15 protein-coding genes are annotated in these 17,155 nt (G+C 68.5%); 7 read left to right on the top strand and 8 right to left on the bottom strand.

The features are described from left to right. Positions 1-216 precede the first annotated feature (216 nt). Positions 217-1,143, bottom strand: a complete 927-nt coding sequence (grxD, locus tag RT456_RS18520) for a Grx4 family monothiol glutaredoxin (protein ID WP_313348785.1) — start codon at positions 1,141-1,143, stop codon at positions 217-219. 59 nt (positions 1,144-1,202) lie between these two features. On the opposite strand from grxD, the gene RT456_RS18515 reads away from it, so the two are divergent. Beyond that, on the top strand, positions 1,203-1,988 hold the full coding sequence (locus tag RT456_RS18515) for a polysaccharide deacetylase family protein (RefSeq protein WP_313348784.1): 786 nt from the start codon (positions 1,203-1,205) through the stop codon (positions 1,986-1,988). Between the two features lie 61 nt (positions 1,989-2,049). Here RT456_RS18515 and RT456_RS18510 read toward each other — a convergent pair whose 3' ends face one another. From RT456_RS18510 to RT456_RS18495, 4 genes are read right to left on the bottom strand one after another with little or no spacing between them, the layout of a single operon-like run. Further along, positions 2,050-2,400 carry a hypothetical protein gene (locus RT456_RS18510; protein WP_313348783.1) on the bottom strand — a complete coding sequence of 117 codons (351 nt, stop codon included), beginning with the start codon at positions 2,398-2,400 and terminating at the stop codon, positions 2,050-2,052. After that, positions 2,397-3,038 carry a class I SAM-dependent methyltransferase gene (locus RT456_RS18505; protein ID WP_313348782.1) on the bottom strand — a complete coding sequence of 214 codons (642 nt, stop codon included), beginning with the start codon at positions 3,036-3,038 and terminating at the stop codon, positions 2,397-2,399. The genes RT456_RS18510 and RT456_RS18505 overlap by 4 nt, the downstream gene beginning before the upstream one ends. Before the next feature lie 56 nt (positions 3,039-3,094). Further along, a complete protein-coding gene (locus RT456_RS18500) occupies positions 3,095-3,718 on the bottom strand; it encodes an SGNH/GDSL hydrolase family protein (protein ID WP_313348780.1) in 624 nt (207 codons plus the stop codon). 1 nt (position 3,719) lies between these two features. Beyond that, the gene (locus tag RT456_RS18495) at positions 3,720-4,994 is read right to left on the bottom strand and encodes a pyridoxal phosphate-dependent aminotransferase (protein WP_313348779.1); all 1,275 of its coding nucleotides are present in this window, start codon (positions 4,992-4,994) and stop codon (positions 3,720-3,722) included. Positions 4,995-5,142: 148 nt separating this feature from the next. On the opposite strand from RT456_RS18495, the gene rsgA reads away from it, so the two are divergent. From rsgA to RT456_RS18480, 3 genes are all read left to right on the top strand, one after another. Continuing rightward, positions 5,143-6,234, top strand: coding sequence for a ribosome small subunit-dependent GTPase A (rsgA, locus tag RT456_RS18490; RefSeq protein WP_313348777.1), 1,092 nt, complete (start codon positions 5,143-5,145; stop codon positions 6,232-6,234). A gap of 321 nt (positions 6,235-6,555) precedes the next feature. After that, a complete protein-coding gene (locus RT456_RS18485) occupies positions 6,556-7,797 on the top strand; it encodes a flavohemoglobin expression-modulating QEGLA motif protein (protein ID WP_313348776.1) in 1,242 nt (413 codons plus the stop codon). A gap of 170 nt (positions 7,798-7,967) precedes the next feature. Beyond that, positions 7,968-10,262 carry a TonB-dependent receptor gene (locus tag RT456_RS18480; RefSeq protein WP_313348774.1) on the top strand — a complete coding sequence of 765 codons (2,295 nt, stop codon included), beginning with the start codon at positions 7,968-7,970 and terminating at the stop codon, positions 10,260-10,262. Between the two features lie 67 nt (positions 10,263-10,329). Here the strand turns inward: RT456_RS18480 and phbB are convergent, their stop codons facing one another. Genes phbB through RT456_RS18465 form a run of 3 tightly spaced genes read right to left on the bottom strand, consistent with a single transcriptional unit; the run spans position 10,330 to position 13,633 of the window. Further along, on the bottom strand, positions 10,330-11,070 hold the full coding sequence (gene phbB, locus RT456_RS18475; RefSeq protein WP_313348772.1) for an acetoacetyl-CoA reductase: 741 nt from the start codon (positions 11,068-11,070) through the stop codon (positions 10,330-10,332). A gap of 22 nt (positions 11,071-11,092) precedes the next feature. Beyond that, positions 11,093-12,418, bottom strand: a complete 1,326-nt coding sequence (locus RT456_RS18470; protein WP_313348787.1) for a CitMHS family transporter — start codon at positions 12,416-12,418, stop codon at positions 11,093-11,095. A gap of 33 nt (positions 12,419-12,451) precedes the next feature. After that, complete coding sequence (locus tag RT456_RS18465; protein ID WP_313348770.1) at positions 12,452-13,633, bottom strand: porin; 1,182 nt, start codon at positions 13,631-13,633, stop codon at positions 12,452-12,454. 214 nt (positions 13,634-13,847) lie between these two features. Here RT456_RS18465 and RT456_RS18460 point away from each other — a divergent pair, with 214 nt between their 5' ends. Genes RT456_RS18460 through RT456_RS18450 form a run of 3 tightly spaced genes read left to right on the top strand, consistent with a single transcriptional unit; the run spans position 13,848 to position 16,958 of the window. Beyond that, positions 13,848-14,537: a response regulator transcription factor gene (locus RT456_RS18460; protein ID WP_313348768.1), complete on the top strand. Its 690-nt coding sequence runs from the start codon at positions 13,848-13,850 to the stop codon at positions 14,535-14,537. Then, a complete protein-coding gene (locus tag RT456_RS18455) occupies positions 14,524-15,909 on the top strand; it encodes a sensor histidine kinase (protein ID WP_313348767.1) in 1,386 nt (461 codons plus the stop codon). The genes RT456_RS18460 and RT456_RS18455 overlap by 14 nt, the downstream gene beginning before the upstream one ends. Beyond that, positions 15,906-16,958, top strand: a complete 1,053-nt coding sequence (locus RT456_RS18450; protein WP_313348765.1) for an ABC transporter substrate-binding protein — start codon at positions 15,906-15,908, stop codon at positions 16,956-16,958. The genes RT456_RS18455 and RT456_RS18450 overlap by 4 nt, the downstream gene beginning before the upstream one ends. The last annotated feature ends 197 nt before the right edge of the window (positions 16,959-17,155 follow it).

Genomic DNA, 17,155 nt, shown 5'->3' with positions numbered 1-17,155 from the left:
CTTTTCCTGCGAACCGCAAGCCGAGCCCCGTCGCGGCCGGTAGGTCCCTGGCAAAGTAAAGGAGGAGGCGGCGGCGCATGCCGACGCCGGGGGACATTTGCATAGGGGCCTGCCGGCCGCGACGGGGCCCTCAACGCTCGCGATGAACCTGATCGAAGCAAAAAAAACGCCGGCAATGCCGGCGTTCCTCCTCATCCATCGCGATTCAATCCGCGATCAATACTTCGGCACGCTGTTGTCCACATCGCTCGACCAGGCGTCGATACCGCCGGTGATGTTGTAGACCTTGCTGAAACCCAACGCACGGAACTGCTCGGCGGCCTGCGCGCTGCGGCCACCGTGGTGGCACAGGAAGGCCAGCGCGGTGTCCTTGGGCAGGGCTTCCAGGCGCGCGCGGTTGTCGCCATCGAAGGTCTCGAACGGCGCGTTGATCGCGGCAATGGCGCGCTCGTCGGCCGGACGCACGTCCACCACGATCACGCTGCCCGCACGGCGCTGGTCGTCAGCGTCGCGCACGGCCAGTTCCTGCACCGCCTTGGGCGCATTCGGGTTGTCGATGGCCAGGCCCTTGCCGCGGATGTCGTCCACCCAGTCGATGGTGATGCCGTCGGCACGGCGCGCGCTGGCCAGGTCGAATTGCACGCGCAGGCCGTTGGACTCGGCGGCGATGGCGTTGTCGTCGTGCGGGGCCAGCTGGAAGTTCGGCTGGAACTGGGCGTCGATGCCCAGCTGCAGCGATGCACCCGGCGCATCGGCCAGTGCGCCACGCAGCATCTCAACCGCCGCCGGGGTCACGGTGATGCGCGGCGGGGTACGGTCCGGCGCGGCCAGGCCGAGCACGCTGCTCAGCTCACCGCTGCCGGCCATCTGCAGGATGATGTCGCTGCCGCCGACCAGGTCGCCGTCGATGTACAACTGCGGGATGGTCGGCCAGTCGCCGTAGGCCTTGATGCCTTCGCGGATGTCGGCGTCGGCCAGCACGTTGACGTGGGCGAACTCCACGCCCAGGTCCTGCAGCGCGCCGACGGCCTTGGCCGAAAACCCGCACTGCGGCATGCTCGGCTGGCCCTTCATGAACAACACGACGCGGTTGGCGGTGAGGATGGATTCGATGCGCGAGCGCAGGGCGGGATCAAGGGACATGACGGTCGGGTCCGGGTGTTTTCGAACCGTCCATTCTACGCGGCATGGCATCATGGGGCATGACCGAACCGGAAACGTTGTATCGCATTCCCCGCCGCCCGTGGCGCTGGCTGCCCTGGCTGGTGGCCTCGCAGCTGGCCGTGGCAGGGGTCTGGTGGGCGCTGGGCTGGGCCGTCGGGCTGCCGCTGATGGTGGCCTCGCACGCCCTGTTCATGGTGCCGGTGTTCCTGCCCAACAGCCGCTTCTACGCGCCGGTGCTGAGCCGCCTGCCCGGTGATCCGCCGCAGGTATGGCTGACCATCGACGATGGCCCGTCGGCCGAGACCCCGGCGCTGCTGGACCTGCTGGACCGCTACCAGGCCAAGGCCACCTTCTTCATGGTCGGCGAGCGCGCCCTGGCGCAGCCGGCCGTGGTGCGCGAGGTGCTCGCGCGCGGCCACGACCTGGGCAACCACAGCCACCGCCACCCGCAGACCCGCTTCTGGCGGCTGGGCCCCTCCACCATGGCCGACGAAATCGCCCTGTGCCAGCAGGCGCTGGCCGGCATCGCGGGCGCCCCGCCGCGCTGGTACCGCTCGGTGGTCGGCATGACCAACCCGTTCGTGGCGCCGGCACTGAAGCGGTGGGGCTTGACCCGGGTGGGCTGGGGCGCGCGCGGGTTCGACGGCGTGACCTGCCAGCCGCAGCAGGTCATCGACCGCATCGTGGCCGACCTGCGCCCCGGTGCCATCGTGCTGGTGCACGAAGGTGCCGCCCACGGCCACAACCTCGCCATCATCGAAGCGGTGCTGCAGGCCCTCCAGGCACGCGGCCTGCAGGCGAGCCTGCCGCACGCCCCGTCGTAGAGCCACGCCCTGCGTGGCTTCGCGGTGCCGGATTCAGAGAACAGCCACGCAGGGCGTGGCTCTACCCTCGGTGTGCCGCCACCGGATGCGCATCCTGCCATTGCTGGTGGACCCAGCTGCCCAGCGAGGCCTGCGCCCACAACAAGGTGATCGACAACCCCAGCGCCAGCACCCCGGTGACCCGGCGGCGCTGGTGCTGCAGCGCGCTGCCGATGCCCAGCAGCAGGGCCACTACCGTCACCCCAAGCCCCACGAACAGCATTACCAGCACCGCCACCGGCACCTCGTGCATGCCCGCATAGCGGGGCAGGTGGGCTACATGCGCAGTGGCGGCAAACACCACCAGCGCCACCAGGCTCACCACCAGTGCGGCGATGCCCAGCGCGGAATGGCGTGGGCGCGGCGGGGTCACGCGGCCTCCCTGCGCACGGCCGTGACCAGCCAGTTGTTGAACGGCGTGTTGCCGTACAGCGGCGCCATGTCCAGCTGCAGCCCGGCCGCTTCCAGCGGCGCGCGCACGCTGGCGGCATCGGGGTAGTGGCGCGGGCGCGTGCCCATCCAGCCCACCAGGTGGGCCAGCATGTCGGTGATGCGGGTGGTGCGGTCGCGGCCGCTGTTGTCGGCCAGCGTGGTGCGGATCACCAGCCGGCCACCGGGCGCGACCCGGGCCGCCGCCTCGCGCAGCAAGGCGGGCTGGGCCTCGGCGGGCAGGTATTGCAGCACGTCGAGCAGGGCCACGCTGCCGTGGTGGTCGGGCAACCCCGCGCTGGCATCCACGCAGTCGAAACGCGCATCGGCCAGCGCCGCGCGCATGCCGGCACGCTGTGCGCGGGCGATCTTGTCAGCGTCGATGTCCACCCCGCGGTAGGGCTGGGAGCGCCCGTCCTGGCGCAGCACATGGGCCAGCAGGCCGAGCCCGCAGCCGATGTCGAGCAGCGGTTGCGCGCAGGGCGCCAGCGCGGCCAGCACGCCCGGGTACAGCGGATCGCTGCCGAGCTTGCCACGGCTGTAGTAGTAATCGCGGCGGTTGCCGAAGCGCTGGGCCGGCATGAAGGCATCGGCGATGCGGCGGGCCTGTTCCCTGGCCAGTGGTAGGGCGTCCGTGCTCAGCGTGTGGCCTCGTCATCGAGTTGCGTGCGGGCAACCGGCAAGGCCAGTCGCGTCCATTCGGTATACATCGCGCCGGAAGGATGCAGGCCGTCGTCGACCAGCATGCCCGCCTCGGCACCCCGTGCGCGGCTGACGGCAGTGATGTCCACGAACGCCACCGCATGTTCGGCGCAGATCGCCTGCGCTGCGGCGTTGTAGGCGTCCAGCTCGCGCGCGATCTGCGCGGGGTCGCGTTTGGCCTCGCGCGCGTACGGGGTAACGCCCCAGTCCGGAATGGACAGCACCAGCACATGCTGCGGCTGGTTGCCGGCGAAGCCGAGCGCACGCTGCAGCAGCGCGGTGAAGCGCGGGCGATAGTCGTCCACGCTGCGCCCACGGTACTGGTCGTTGACCCCGATCAGCAGGCTGACCAGGCCGAACGACCCCTGCGGCGCGGCTGCATCGATGCCCGCGTCCAGCTCGTCGGTGGTCCAGCCGGTGGTGGCGATGATCTGCGGTTCGGCCACTACCAGGCCGGCTTCCTGCAGGGCCGTGGCCAGCTGCACCGGCCAGCGGTCGGCCCGGGCGACGCCTTCACCAATGGTGTACGAGTCGCCCAGTGCCAGGTACGCCAGCGCCACCTCAGGCCACCGCGCTGCGCGGCTTGATCGGTACCACCTTGGTATTGGCCTCGGCGCGCCGTGCGAGCGCCCGGTCGATACGGGCGAACACGTCGCGCATCACCTCGGCCTCCGGCAGCAGGGTCACCCGGAAGTGGTGCCGGTAGGGCACGTTGAAGCTCGAGCCCGGGACCACCAGCACGCCTTCCTCGTTCATCAGTTCCAGCGCGAAATCATGGTCGTCGAAGCTGCGCGCGGCCGGCCCGACCACCGCCGGGAACGCATACAGCGCACCGGCCGGTGCCACCAGCGAGAGGTGTTCGCTGGCGTTGCAGGCCTCGATCACCGCGCGGCGGGTCTCGTACAGGCGGCCACCCGGCGCGCACAGTGCCGAGACGGTGTCCGGTCCGTTGACCGCCGCGTCGATGGCGTACTGGCCCGGCACGTTGGCGCACAGGCGCAGCGCGCTGAGCAGGTCCATCGCCGCGCGGAACTCGCCCAGGCGCTCGGCGGCGCCGGACAGCATCGCCCAGCCCACGCGCCAGCCGCAGGCGCGGTGCACCTTGCTCAGCCCGCTGAAGGTGATGCACGGGTGCTCACCGGCAAGCGGCGCAACCGGCTGGAACTGCGCGCCGTCGTACAGGATCTGGTCGTAGATCTCATCGACCATCAGCAGCAGGTTGTGCTTCGCTGCGATGGCCACGATGCGTTCCAGCAGTTCGCGCGAATAGCTGGCGCCGCTGGGGTTGTTCGGGTTGATCAGCACGATGGCGCGGGTGCGCGACGACACCAGCGTCTCGATCTCGACCGGGTCCGGCTGGAAGCCGTTCTCCGGCGCGCAGCGGTAGTACACCGGGCGGCCGTCGTTGAGGATGGTCGCCGCCGACCACAGCGGGTAGTCGGGCGAGGGCACCAGCACTTCATCGCCGGGGTTGAGCAGGGCACGCAGCGACAGGTCGATCAGCTCGCTCACGCCGTTGCCGATGAAGACACGATCCGGGTGCGCATCGGGCGCACCGCGGCGCGCATACGCGGCGGCGATGGCCTCACGGGCTTCGGGCAGCCCCTGCTGGTGGGTGTACGGGTCGGTACGGCCCATGTCGTCGGCAATGGCCCGCTGCAGGTGCTCGGGCGCACGGAACCCGAAGTTGCCGGGGTTGCCGATGTTCAGCTTGATCAGCTTGCGGCCCTGCGCCTCCAGCTCACGCGCTCGCCGCGCCAGTTCGCCCCGGATCTCGTAGCGGACTTCGGACAAGCGCTCGCGGGTGGCGAGCGGCTTCAGCGGGGGCGTGGACATGACTGGGCCGTGGTTCGGGCTTGGACACCGCATGGTAGCGGAAATGTTGCGTTGCAGGGCAAGGGCTCCGGGGTGATTTCCCTGCATTGGCGGGCAGTTGCCACCCATGGCTGAGACGCAGGGGGAGGTGGACCCCTAGAATGGGCGGATGAGCGAACCGATCGACTACCGTGCCCTGCAGACCATGGGCTGGCCCTGGGCAGGCGCCCCCGAGCTGCCTGCCTGGCAGGCCCTGTTCGATGCGCACCCGCAGGCCCGCCCGGGCCGGGTGGTCGAACAGCACCGCACCGGCTATGTGGTGGCTGACGCCCCCGGCGCGGCCATCAAGACCGAATCCCCCGCCGAATGGCAGCGCCCGCGCTTCCCCAGCCATGAACGGGCGGCGGTGGGCGACTGGGTCCTGCTGGACGGCAAGCTGATCGTGGCCCTGCTGCCGCGGCGCACCGCCATCAAGCGCGGCGCGGCCGGCGAGCATTACCACCAGCAGGTGATCGCGGCCAACATCGACACGGTGTTCATCGTCTGCGGGCTGGATGCCGACTTCAATCCGCGCCGGATCGAGCGCTACCTGATGCTGGTGGGCGGGGGCGGCGCGCAGCCGGTGGTGGTGCTGACCAAGGCCGACCAGACCGAGTACAGCGAAGACGCGCTGGCGGTACTGGAAGAACTGGGCGCGCAGGACATCCCGCTGCTGGCCATCAACGGCCGCGACCCGGCCAGTGCCAGTGCGCTGCTGCCGTGGCTGGGAGCAGGGCAGACCGTGGTGCTGGTGGGTTCCTCGGGCGCCGGCAAGTCGACCCTGACCAACACGCTGCTCGGCTACGAGCTGATGAAGACCGCCGAAGTCCGCGGTAATGACTCGAAGGGTCGCCACACCACCACCCACCGCGCGCTGATTCCGATGCCGTCCGGCGCCTGCCTGATCGATACCCCCGGCATGCGCGAACTCAAGCCCACCGGCGAAGAGGCGCTGGGCGAAGCCGGTTTCGCCGACGTCGAAGCGCTGGCCGCCCAGTGCCGCTTCCGCGATTGCGCCCACCAGCGCGAGCCGGGCTGCGCGGTGCGCGCGGCGATCGACTCCGGCGAGCTCGACGAAGAACGCCTGCTCAACTACTTCAAGCTCAAGGACGAAGTCGCCGCCGCCGCCGCCAAGCTGGCGGTGCGCCAGGCCCAGCAGGCGCTGGAACGCAAGCACGTGAGCAAGGGCGCGCAGTGGCGCCCACCGGGAAAGAAGCGCTGACGCCGACGGCGGTAACCTGCTGATGCCCGTAGAGCCACGCCCTGCGTGGCTGTATTCCGTTCCGGGGTCATGAACGCCTGATCGTTGGCTTCGGTTGGTCAAAACGTTGGCAGAAGGGGCGGTGCGGTATTGAATCGGCTTCGGACGTTTGTGCCGCGCTACGCGCGGTCTCCACGCAGGGCGTGGATCTACACCCATTGCTGAGGTCTCCGGTGAGGTCGGGATAGCCCGGATAAGAAGCGGCCAGCCGTTGTTGGGAAATGGGGCGGCCGTAAACCGTTTGCCTTCGACCCTGCTAATGTCCCCGTCATGAACACGCCCATGACCGTCGATCGTGACGTGGCCCACCACACCGCGCTGGATGCGCGCCTGGTGGACGCCGTTGGCGGCATCAAGCTGCTGGGCCTGACCAGCTGGCCCGCGTCACTGCAGGCGCCGTTCCTGGCCAGCGTTGCGCGGGGCCAGCCGGTGCTGCCGGTGCTGGACTACCCCAAGCTGGATTACGCCGATACGCGCCGCGAACTGGCCGCCATCAGCGCCCAATGCGACCCCAATCATCCCATCGGCCTGTATGTGCGCCGGTCCGCGCACAGCTGGGACCTGGCCGCCGGCCTGCTGGAATCCCTCGGCACCGCCGCGGTGGATCGTTATTCGGTGGAACTGTTCGGCTCGCCCGAACAGCCGCTGCCCGGCAACGGCCCCAGCACCCGCGATGCGGCGCGCCACTTCATCCAGATCGCCGAGGAGCTGGACCATGAGCTGCTCGCTCCGGAGGAGCAGGTGCCGGTATCGGCCACCGCGCTGCAGCTCCAGTTGCAGAGCGACCTGGATGCGTTCTTCGAATCGCGCATCATCAGCGTGCAGCTCGATCCGGAGCTGATCTCCAAGGCCGCCGCAGGCCCCACCCGCATCCGCCTGCGCACCAGTGCGCGCTTCAGCGCCTACGACCGCGCCCAGCTGTTCCATCATGAAGCGCTGGTGCATTCGCTCACCGCATTGAACGGCCGCGAGCAGCCGCACCTGCCCAGTCTGGCGTTGTCCTCGCCGCGCGTCACCGCCACCCAGGAAGGCCTGGCTACCTTCGCCGAACAGATCACCGGCAGCATCGACATCGAACGGCTCAAGCGCATCAGCCTGCGCACCGAAGCCATCGCCATGGCACGCGAGGGCGCCGACTTCATCCAGGTGTTCCGCTACTTCTGCAACGCCGGGCAGAACAACGAAGAGAGTTTCGCCTCGGCGCAGCGCGTGTTCCGTGGCGTGCCCGCCACCGGCGGCGCAGCGTTCACCAAGGACACCGTGTACCTGCGCGGGCTGGTGTCGGTGCACACCTTCTTCCGCCACATGCTGGATGAAGACCGCCTGCAGGTCTGCCGCTGGCTGTTCGCCGGCAAGATGTCGCTCACCGACGCCATCGATTTCGCCCCGCTGTTCGAAGAAGGCATCCTGCGCCCGCCGCGCTGGCTGCCGCACTGGGTGAGCCGCGCCAACGGCCTGGCCGGCATGCTGGCGTTTTCGCTGTTCGCCAACCGCATCCGCATGGATCAGCTGGCGGCAGAGTGACGGTAGCTGCGCACCGTTGGTGCGTACGCCGTTGCCCTCTCCGCAATCCATGCGCCGCGTCGCATTTTGAACGGCCCGGCACCCACCCGTAAGAATCCTTTCATCTTCCGTCTGCACCATGGCCGCGCACCTGCCCCGCGCAGGCCATCTCCAATACGCAACGGACCCCCATGCTCAACCGACCCCTGACGATCGCCGTGGCGATCGCGCTGTGCGCCGCCAACGCGCACGCTGCCGACATGGACACCACCCTCGATGCCAGCGGCGCGCCCAGCGCACGCACCCTGGACACCGTATCGGTGATCGGCCAGGGCGAAACCCGCCAGGTACAGCGCATCACCGCCGTGGACAAGCAGGTACTGCCGCCGGGGACCAGCGCCCAGAAGATCCTGGACCGCCTGCCGGGCGTGTCGGTGCAGTCCAACGATGCGTTCGGTGCCAACGAGGAGTCGCAGACCATCAGCCTGCGCGGCTTCGACAAGAGCCGCCTGGGTTACACGCTGGATGGCATTCCGCTGGGCGACAACAGCTACGGCAACTACAACGGTCTGAGCATCGCCCGCGCGTTGATTCCTGAAAACCTCGCCGGCGCAGAGCTGTCGCAGGGCATCGGCTCGCTCGGCGTGGCGTCCACCAGCAATCTGGGCGGCACCATCCAGTACTTCTCGCAGGACCCCGCCACCGAATTCGGCGGCCGCGCCAGCGTCACCGTGGGTGACGACAACCAGCGCCGCGGTTACCTGCGCGTGGATACCGGCGACCTCAACGGCTTCTCCGCGTACGTGTCCGGCGTGCATCAGGACGCCGACATGTGGGCCGAGCCCAACCAGAACCAGACCACCCGCCAGTTCAACGCCAAGGCGGTGTGGAACGTGGGCGACCATCGCTTCGGCGCCTTCGCCGCCACCTCGCGGGTCAGCCAGGCCAACTACGCGTATCTCTCCAAGAGCATGCTGGCGCGCGGCCTGGGCTATGACTGGAACATCTACGCACCGGACTGGGACCGCGCCGTCGCGGCCGCCTACTGCGCACCGGCCACGTACAACGCGCAGCGCTGTGCGTTCAGCGGTGGCGTCAACAGCATCGACGATGCGTACTACCAGAGCCGCGCGCTGCGCGATGACAACCTGTACTCGCTCGACGCCGACCTCGCGCTGGGCGACAGCGCCCGCCTGAAGCTGCTGGCCTACCACCACGAGAACCGTGGCCAGGGCCACTGGTGGGCGCCGGGGCAACCGTCCAACCCGGGCACCCCGCAGGCGCTGCCGATCTCCATCCGCAGCACCAACTACACCATCAACCGGCAGGGCATCACCGCCGCATTGAGCTGGCAGGTGGGTGTGCACGAACTGGAAGCGGGCCTCTGGTACGAGCGCAACGACCACAACGTCGAACGCAACTTCTACTACATCAGCGGGCCGTTCCTGGACGACGGCTATCTGAATTACCCCAACCGCCGCCTGTTCGACCAGGACTACGACATCCGTACGCGCCAGTTCTACGTGCAGGACCGCATGCGCTTCCTGGACGACCGCCTCACCGTTGATGTGGGCATCAAGAGCCCCAATACCCGCATGACCGCGGTGTCCAAGCCGGGCACCGAGGCCAGCTATGCCTCGGGCACGCTGACTGCGAAGGAATCGGTGTTGCCGCAGGCGGGTATCGGCTTCAAGCTCAGCCCGAACAACGAGCTGTTCGCCTCCTACTCGGAGAACATTGCCGCCTTCGTCGGCGGTGGCAGCGGTGGCCCGCTGCAGGTGTCGCCGGAATCGTTCGCGGCCAGCGTGGACAACCTGGATCCGGAGAAGTCGCGTTCCTTCGAAGCCGGCTTCCGCACCTTCGGCGAGATCTACCAGGCCTCGATCGCCGCCTACCACGTGATGTTCGACAACCGGCTGCTTTCGCTCAACCCGTGCACCAGCATTGAAGTGGGCACGCGCCCGGAGTGCATCACCCGCTTCATCAATGTCGGCTCGGTGAAGAGCCAGGGTGCGGAACTGACGTTCATCCTCAAGCCGGTGGACGGCCTGCAGTGGTACAACGCGCTGTCGTGGAACAAGAGCACCTACGAGGACGACTACACCTCCGGCGGCGCGATCGTGCCGGTCGCCGGCAAGATCACCGTGGACACCCCGCAGCGCATGGCCTCAAGCGAAATCAGCTGGAACCGCGATGGCTGGTCGGCCAGCCTGCGCGCCAAATACACCGGCAAGCGCTATTACACCTACACCAACGACCAGTCGGTTCCGGGCGTCACCACGTTCGATGCGGGCCTGGGTTACGCGTTCGGGCCGGGGCTGGGGTTGCGCGACGTCAAGGTCTCGCTCAACGCCACCAACCTGACCAACAAGCGGTACGCGGGGCAGCTGAGTTCATTCGCCCCGATCGACCCGACCGGCACCCGTTATGCAATCCACGCCAGCGCACCAAGGCAATTGTTCATGACGGTAAGCGCGGACTTCTGATTCCGCATCGCCCGACCAACGGTCGGGCGCTATCGATGCCATGCCCGGCGTTGCGGCGGGCATGGCATCAAAACATATGCAACCCGCCGTTCACCGCGTAATCCGCGCCGGTCACATACGCCGCGTCATCCGAGGCCAGCCACGCACACAGGCTGGCCACCTCTTCCGGCTTGCCCAGGCGGCGGATCGGTACCGAACCGGCCAGGCGGTCCAGCACGTCGGGCGGGAAGCTGCTGATCGACTGGCTGGCAATGTAGCCCGGCGAAATGGTGTTCACCGTTACCCCGCGCGTGGCCACTTCATTGGCCAGCGCTCGGCTGAAGCCGTGCATCGCCGCCTTGGCCGTGGCGAAGTTGACCTGGCCGATCTGACCCTTGTGCGCGCTTACCGAGCCGATGTTGACGATCCGGCCCCAGCCACGCGACGCCATGCCGTCGATCACCTGCTTGGTGATGTTGAACAGCGCGTGCAGGTTCGACCCCATCACCGCGTTCCAGTCGTCCTGCGTCATCTGCCGGAACAGCACGTCGCGGCTGCCGCCGGCGTTGTTGACCAGCACGTCGATCTCGCCCACTTCGGCCTTGACCTTGGTGAAGGCAGCCACCGTGGACTGCCAGTCGGCCGCATTGCCTTCGGACGCGATGAAGTCGAAGCCCAGCTCGCGCTGTTCGCGCAGCCAGCCGGCCTTGCGCGGCGAGTTGGGTGCACAGCCGGCCACCACCGTGTGGCCGTTGCGGGCCAGCTTCTGGCAGATGGCCGTGCCCACGCTGCCCATGCCACTGGTGACGTATGCGATGCGAAGCGTCATGTCGAAATCTCCTTGAACCGGGTCAGGCAGCGAAGGGGTACAGCGCGAACAGCAGGCTGCCGGCCATCAGCACCAGCGAGATCAGCACCGCCCACTTCAGGGTGAACTTCTGGTGGTCGGCGAATTCCACCTTGGCCAGGCCCACCAGCAGGTAGGTTGAAGGCACCAACGGGCTCAGCAGATGCACCGGCTGCCCCGCCAGCGACGCGCGCGCCATTTCCACCGGGGTGATGCCGTAGTTGCCGGCGGCCTCGGACAGGATCGGCAGCACGCCGAAGTAGAACGCGTCGTTCGACATGAAGAAGGTGAACGGCATCGACGCCAGCGCGGTGATCACCGCCAGGTACGGGCCCCACGCGTCGGGAATGATCGCCAGGAAGCTGCGCGACATCGCCTCCACCATGCCGGTGTTGTTGAGGATGCCGGTGAAAATGCCCGCGGCGAAAATCAACGACACCACCGACAGCACGTTGCCGGCATGGTTCACCACGCGGCGGCGCTGCTCGGCCAGGTTCGGGTAGTTGATCACCAGCGCGATCGCGAAGCCCACCATGAACAGCACCGGCATCGGCAGCACGCCCATCACCAGCGCGGTCATCAGGGCCAGCGTCAGCGCCAGGTTCACCCACAGCAGCTTGGGCCGCTTGATGTCCTCGGCATCTTCCACCGTCGGCAGCGCGCCGTCGTCGGACACGCTCGCGTCCATCCAGCTGCCACCGGTCGGCAGCTTGACCACGCCCAGCCGCCGGCGTTCCTTCAGCCCCAGGTACCACGCCAGGCCCAGCACGGCCAGGCAGGCCAGCACCATCGCCGGAATCAGCGGCACGAACACATCGGCCGGGTCCACGTGCAGCGCCGTGGCCGCGCGCGCGGTCGGGCCGCCCCACGGGGTCAGGTTCATCACGCCACCGGCGAGGATGGTCACGCACGTCATGTTCAACGCGCTCATGCCCAGCCGCTGGTACAGCGGCAGCATCGCCGAGACGGTGATCATGTAGGTGGTCGAACCGTCGCCGTCCAGCGAGATCAGCATGGCCAGTGCGGCCGTGCCGAGCACGATCTTCATCGGGTCGCCCTTGACCAGGCGCAGGATGATCCGCACCAGCGGGTCGAACAGCCCCGCATCGATCATCACCCCGAAGTACAGGATGGCGAACATCAGCATCACGCCGGTGGGCGCGATCTTCTTGATGCCTTCCAGCATCATCTCGTCGATGTCGGCACCGAAGCCGCCCAGCAACGCGAAGATAATGGGAATGGTGATCAGGGCGACCAGCGGCGACAGTCGTTTGCTCATGATCAAGTACATGAACGTAATGACCATGCCAAAGCCGAGGATGCTGAGCATCATCTGCGGACTCCTTGCAACGTAGGGGTAGGGTTAGAAATCAAACTGCAGGCGGCCGGTCACCGCGCGCGTGTGGTCCACGGTGGCGGCGGCGAGATGGTCGCGGTTGCGGCTGTCGATCAGGTTGAGCATGAAGCGCAGGTTGGGGCGCAGGTACCAGTTGCCGCCGAGCGTCCACGCCTCGGTGCGCGCGTCGATCAGGTCCGGCTGGCCGAACAGGTGCTGCTCACCGCGCATCTGGTCGTAGCGCAGCGCCAGCTCGAACGCACCGGCGGTGTGGCGGATGTCCTTGATGCGTGCAAAGCGCCCGGTCTTGCGGTCGTACCCGCGCGACTCGCCGGTGACGAACCAGCTCAGCATGCCGTAGCCGGCCAGCACCGTGCCGCGCTGGCTACCGTCATCGAAGGTGGCGCCGCTGAACTCGCCCTGCCAGGACAGCGGCCCGCGCACCTGTGCGTATTCCAGGGACCACTTGTTCACGTCGGTATCGCGGCCGGCGGAGAAGTCGGCCAGCGTCAGCCGGCTGTTGTCGGACAGGTGGCCCGCCGGGCGCGGCCGGATCCGCAGCGCGGGCGCGCCATTGGCGCCAGGGCGGTCGTAACGCTCGTGCGCCAGCGACAGCCCCAGGTGCAGCACGTCGCCGGCGGTGGCGCCCGGCGCCCAGGTGGCCCGGCCACCGGCGGCGCGGCCCTTTACCTGCCAGGCGTCGATGCTTTCCAGGCTGTAGGCACTCGCGGCCCAGGTCATGTCGTTTTTGGCTGCCTGCCATGACGCGCCCAAGCGGTACAGCGGTGCCAGCGTGGTGCCGGCGTTGCCGCGCTCCAGGAAGCTGCCGTAGTTGGAACCGGTGCGGTCGTCCAGCGAGAAGAACTGCTTGAACTGGCCCACGCTGAGCTTGCCGCCGCTGAAATCGCGGCTGATGTAGACGTCCTTGGCCTCCACCTGGTCGCCGGAGAAGTCCGCTTCCAGCTTGTAGTCCACCGCGAAGAACCGGCCGGACACGTCTACCCACGCACGGCGGATCTCGGTGTCGTCCTTGTTCGGGGTGCCGCGCGAATCGTTGTCGAAATCGGCGAAATCCAGGTGCAGGCGCCCGCCGAGCGTAGCGGTCACCGGGCGGTCCGCATCGGCATCGTCGGCGGCCCAGAGCGGGGCGATGGGCAACAGCAGGGCGCAGGCGGCCAGCCCGCGGCGGCGCAGGAGATTGAGATGCATGAACCCTCCCAGGTACATGGCGGTGGGCGGGCAGGGCCGTGTGGCCGTGCCAACCCGCAGGTGGTAAGGACGCCGCTGCACCGGGTGCCTGGCGATGGCGCAGCCTAGTCCGGGCAAGCTGTCATCCACCTGTCGGCGCCTGCTGCAGCGCAGCGCAACCCACGCAACCCCCCGCTCGCGCTAGGATTCCCGCACCATTTCCACACACCACCCCATGCGCATCCTGCTGGTCGAAGACAACCCGGACCTGGCCGACGCCATCGTCCGCCGCATGCGCCGCAGTGGCCACGCGGTGGATTGGCAGAACGACGGCCTGGCCGCCGCCAGCGTGCTGCGCTACCAGAGCTTCGACCTGGTGGTGCTGGATATCGGCCTGCCCAAGCTGGACGGCCTGCGCGTACTGGCCGGCATGCGCGAGCGTGGCGATGCCACCCCGGTGCTGATGCTCACCGCACGCGACGGCATCGAAGACCGCGTGCAGGCGCTGGACGTGGGCGCCGACGATTACCTGGGCAAGCCGTTCGACTTCCGCGAATTCGAGGCGCGCTGCCGCGTGCTGCTGCGGCGTACCCGTGGCCAGGCCAGCGAGGTGGTGCAGATCGGCGGCTTCCAGTTCGACAACGCCTCGCACCGGGTCAGCCTGGACGGCCAGCCGATCGAACTGCCCAACCGCGAATACCGCCTGCTCGAGATCCTGATGGGCCGGTTGGGCCACGTGGTGGGCAAGGACGAGATCGGCAACGGCCTGTTCGGGTTCGACGACGAGGCCGGCCCCAATGCCATCGAACTGTATGTGGGCCGCCTGCGCCGCAAGCTGGCCGACGCACCGCTGCGCATCGTCACCGTGCGTGGCAGCGGCTACCTGCTTGAGGCCATCACCGGCGCTGCCGATGCCGACGGTTGAGACCCGCGCGCCCAGCTCGCTGCGGCGCACCCTCACTCTGTACCTGGGCGCGCTGCTGGCCGTGTTCGCCGTAGCCCTGCTGTTCGGCGCGCGCGATTACGGCCAGCGCGCCGCCAACCGTTCGTACGATCACCTGCTGGTGTCCTCGGCGCTGTCGATCATCGACTCGGTGGCGTTGGTGGAGGCGCAGTGGCAGGTGGACCTGCCCTACGCCGCGCTCGATCTTCTGGCCATGGCGCCGGAAGACCGCGTGTTCTACCGCGTGTTCGATGCACGCGGCCAGACCGTCACCGGCTACGGCGACCTGCCCGCACCGCCGCGCGCACCCAGCGACCAGCCGCAGCTGTTCGATGCCCCCTACAGCGGCGAAACGGTTCGCTTCGTGGTGGTGTCGCGGCGCGTGTCCTCGCCGTCGGCCCAGGCCGATATACGCGTGCAGGTCGGCCAGACCCGCCGCGCGCGCGAAGCGGTGGCGCAGGACATCGTCAACCGCGCCCTGTTGGCCATCGGCGTGCTCTCGCTGTTGTCGCTGGCGCTGGTTGGCTTTGGCGTGCACCGCGCGTTCCGCCCGCTGGTCAAGGTCGAGCGCGAGCTGTCACGTCGCGAGCCGTCCGATCTGAGCCCGCTGGATGCCCGCGTCCCGCGCGAGATGGACCAGATGGTGGCCGCACTGAACCGCTTCATGGCGCGCCTGTCCAGCAGCAACGAGACCCTGCGCGCGTTCATGGCCGAGGCCGCGCACCAGATGCGCACCCCGCTGGCCGCATTGCGCGCCCAGGCCCAGCTGGCGCTGGACGACGACGACCCCGAAGACATGCGCCGCAGCCTGGTGGCCATCGACCGCAACGCCACCCACATGAGCCGCCTGCTGAACCAGCTGCTCAGCGATGCCAGTGTCATCCACCGTTCCAATCTGCAGCGCTTCGCGCCGGTGGACATGGTGGAAACCGTGCACCAGGCCCTGCATGAAGCACTGCCACAAGCGCTGCCCGCCCCGCGCGTGCAGCTCGCCGTGGGCGTGGCTTCGGCGTGGGTGCAGGGCGACGCGCTGCTGCTGCGCGAGGCCATCAAGAACCTCATCGACAACGCACTCAAGTACGGCGGCAACGGTGTGCTGCAGCTCGCGCTCACCGAGGATGCGCGGCAATGCGTGGTGACCATCGCCGATCACGGCCCGGGCATTGCGCCCGGTGATGCCGAGCGCGTGTTCGAGCGCTTCGCGCGCGGGGAGGATGCCGCGCCGGGCGGGGCAGGGCTGGGCCTGGCCATCGTCAAGCGCGTGGTGGACAGCCACGGCGGCCATATCGACCTGAGCAACCGGCCCGCGGGCGGGCTGGTGGCCACCATCCGCCTGCCAAGGCTGCACGCATGAAGATCCTGTTTTCCCTGTTGCTCCTGCTCGTGGCCGGCAGCGTTGCGGCCGAGCCCGGCCAGACCCAGCGCTTCGCGGCCAAGGGGCCGGTGCAGGCGCAGCTGCGCATCCACGGCTCGACCGACATCGAAGTCTTCGCCACCGTCATCGCCGATTACCAGCGCCTGCATCCGGGCACCGAGATCATCTACGAGGACGTGATCGCGCAGGACATGTATGCGCGCTACCTGCGCGAGCGAAGCGGTGCGAACGGGCCGGACATGCTGATCAGCAGCGGCATGGACCTGCAGGCCAAGCTCGTCAACGACGGGTATGCGCTGGCCCACCGCTCCGCGCAGACCGAGGCTTTGCCCTCATGGGCGCAGTGGCGGCATGAGGCCTTCGGCATCAGTTACGAACCGGTGGCGATCGTGTACAACACCCGCATGCTGCCGGCCGCACGCGTGCCACGCACCCGCCGCCAACTGCTGGAACTGCTGCGTGCGCCGGACGCACTGCTGGCGGGGAAGGTAGGCACCTACGACGTCGAACGCAGCAGCGTGGGTTACCTGCTGGCCACCCAGGACGGCCAGCGCGGCAGCATGGCCGGCGCACTGCTGGGCGCGCTGGGCGACAACCGTGTGCAGCTGGAAGAGCGCACCGGCGTCCTGCTCGACCGTGTCAGCAGCGGCCAGCTCTCGCTCGTCTACAACGTGCTGGGTTCCTACGCGCAGGCCCGCATCGATGCCGGCGCACCGCTGGGCATCGTCGAACCGGAGGACTACACCCTGGTCGTCCTGCGCACCGCGGTGATCCCGCGAACCACCCGCAACGCACCGGAGGCGCGCCGCTTCCTCGACTACCTGTTGTCGTCGCGAGGCCAGCAGGTCCTGTCACGCGAAGCCCGCCTGATGTCGATCCTCCCCACCCAACGCGACCGCGCCCCGGGCCGCAGCTACCGCCCGATCCAGCTGGGCCCAGGCCTGCTCGTCTACCTCGACGGCCTCAAGCGCCGCCAGTTCCTGGACGCCTGGAAGGGCAGCACCCGCCACCAGGCGCCCACCCCGTAGAGCCACGCCCTGCGTGGCTGCCCCCGCACGCCAAAACCCTCCCGTAGAGCCACGCCCTGCGTGGCTGCCCCCGCACGCCAAAACCCTCCCGTAGCGCCACGCCCTGCGTGGCTGCCTCCGCACGCCAAAACCCTCCCGTAGCGCCACGCCCTGCGTGGCTGCCCCCGCACGCCAAAACCCTCCCGTAGAGCCACGCC

The organism is Stenotrophomonas sp. (genome assembly GCF_032099025.1).
GTDB lineage: Bacteria > Pseudomonadota > Gammaproteobacteria > Xanthomonadales > Xanthomonadaceae > Stenotrophomonas.
The sequence above is the reverse complement of the archived record's forward strand: the minus strand, read 5'-3'. Positions and strand labels throughout refer to the sequence as shown.

Bases quoted from the DNA above. Each gene is read 5' to 3' on its own strand.
- RT456_RS18515 (WP_313348784.1), top strand. From the start codon at position 1,203: ATGACCGAACCGGAAACGTTGTATCGCATTCCCCGCCGCCCGTGGCGC.
- RT456_RS18480 (WP_313348774.1), top strand. From the start codon at position 7,968: ATGCTCAACCGACCCCTGACGATCGCCGTGGCGATCGCGCTGTGCGCC.
- RT456_RS18470 (WP_313348787.1), bottom strand. From the start codon at position 12,418: ATGCTCAGCATCCTCGGCTTTGGCATGGTCATTACGTTCATGTACTTG.
- grxD (WP_313348785.1), bottom strand. From the start codon at position 1,143: ATGTCCCTTGATCCCGCCCTGCGCTCGCGCATCGAATCCATCCTCACC.
- RT456_RS18485 (WP_313348776.1), top strand. From the start codon at position 6,556: ATGACCGTCGATCGTGACGTGGCCCACCACACCGCGCTGGATGCGCGC.
- phbB (WP_313348772.1), bottom strand. From the start codon at position 11,070: ATGACGCTTCGCATCGCATACGTCACCAGTGGCATGGGCAGCGTGGGC.
- rsgA (WP_313348777.1), top strand. From the start codon at position 5,143: ATGAGCGAACCGATCGACTACCGTGCCCTGCAGACCATGGGCTGGCCC.
- RT456_RS18455 (WP_313348767.1), top strand. From the start codon at position 14,524: ATGCCGACGGTTGAGACCCGCGCGCCCAGCTCGCTGCGGCGCACCCTC.
- RT456_RS18460 (WP_313348768.1), top strand. From the start codon at position 13,848: ATGCGCATCCTGCTGGTCGAAGACAACCCGGACCTGGCCGACGCCATC.
- RT456_RS18465 (WP_313348770.1), bottom strand. From the start codon at position 13,633: ATGCATCTCAATCTCCTGCGCCGCCGCGGGCTGGCCGCCTGCGCCCTG.
- RT456_RS18495 (WP_313348779.1), bottom strand. From the start codon at position 4,994: ATGTCCACGCCCCCGCTGAAGCCGCTCGCCACCCGCGAGCGCTTGTCC.
- RT456_RS18505 (WP_313348782.1), bottom strand. From the start codon at position 3,038: ATGCCGGCCCAGCGCTTCGGCAACCGCCGCGATTACTACTACAGCCGT.
- RT456_RS18450 (WP_313348765.1), top strand. From the start codon at position 15,906: ATGAAGATCCTGTTTTCCCTGTTGCTCCTGCTCGTGGCCGGCAGCGTT.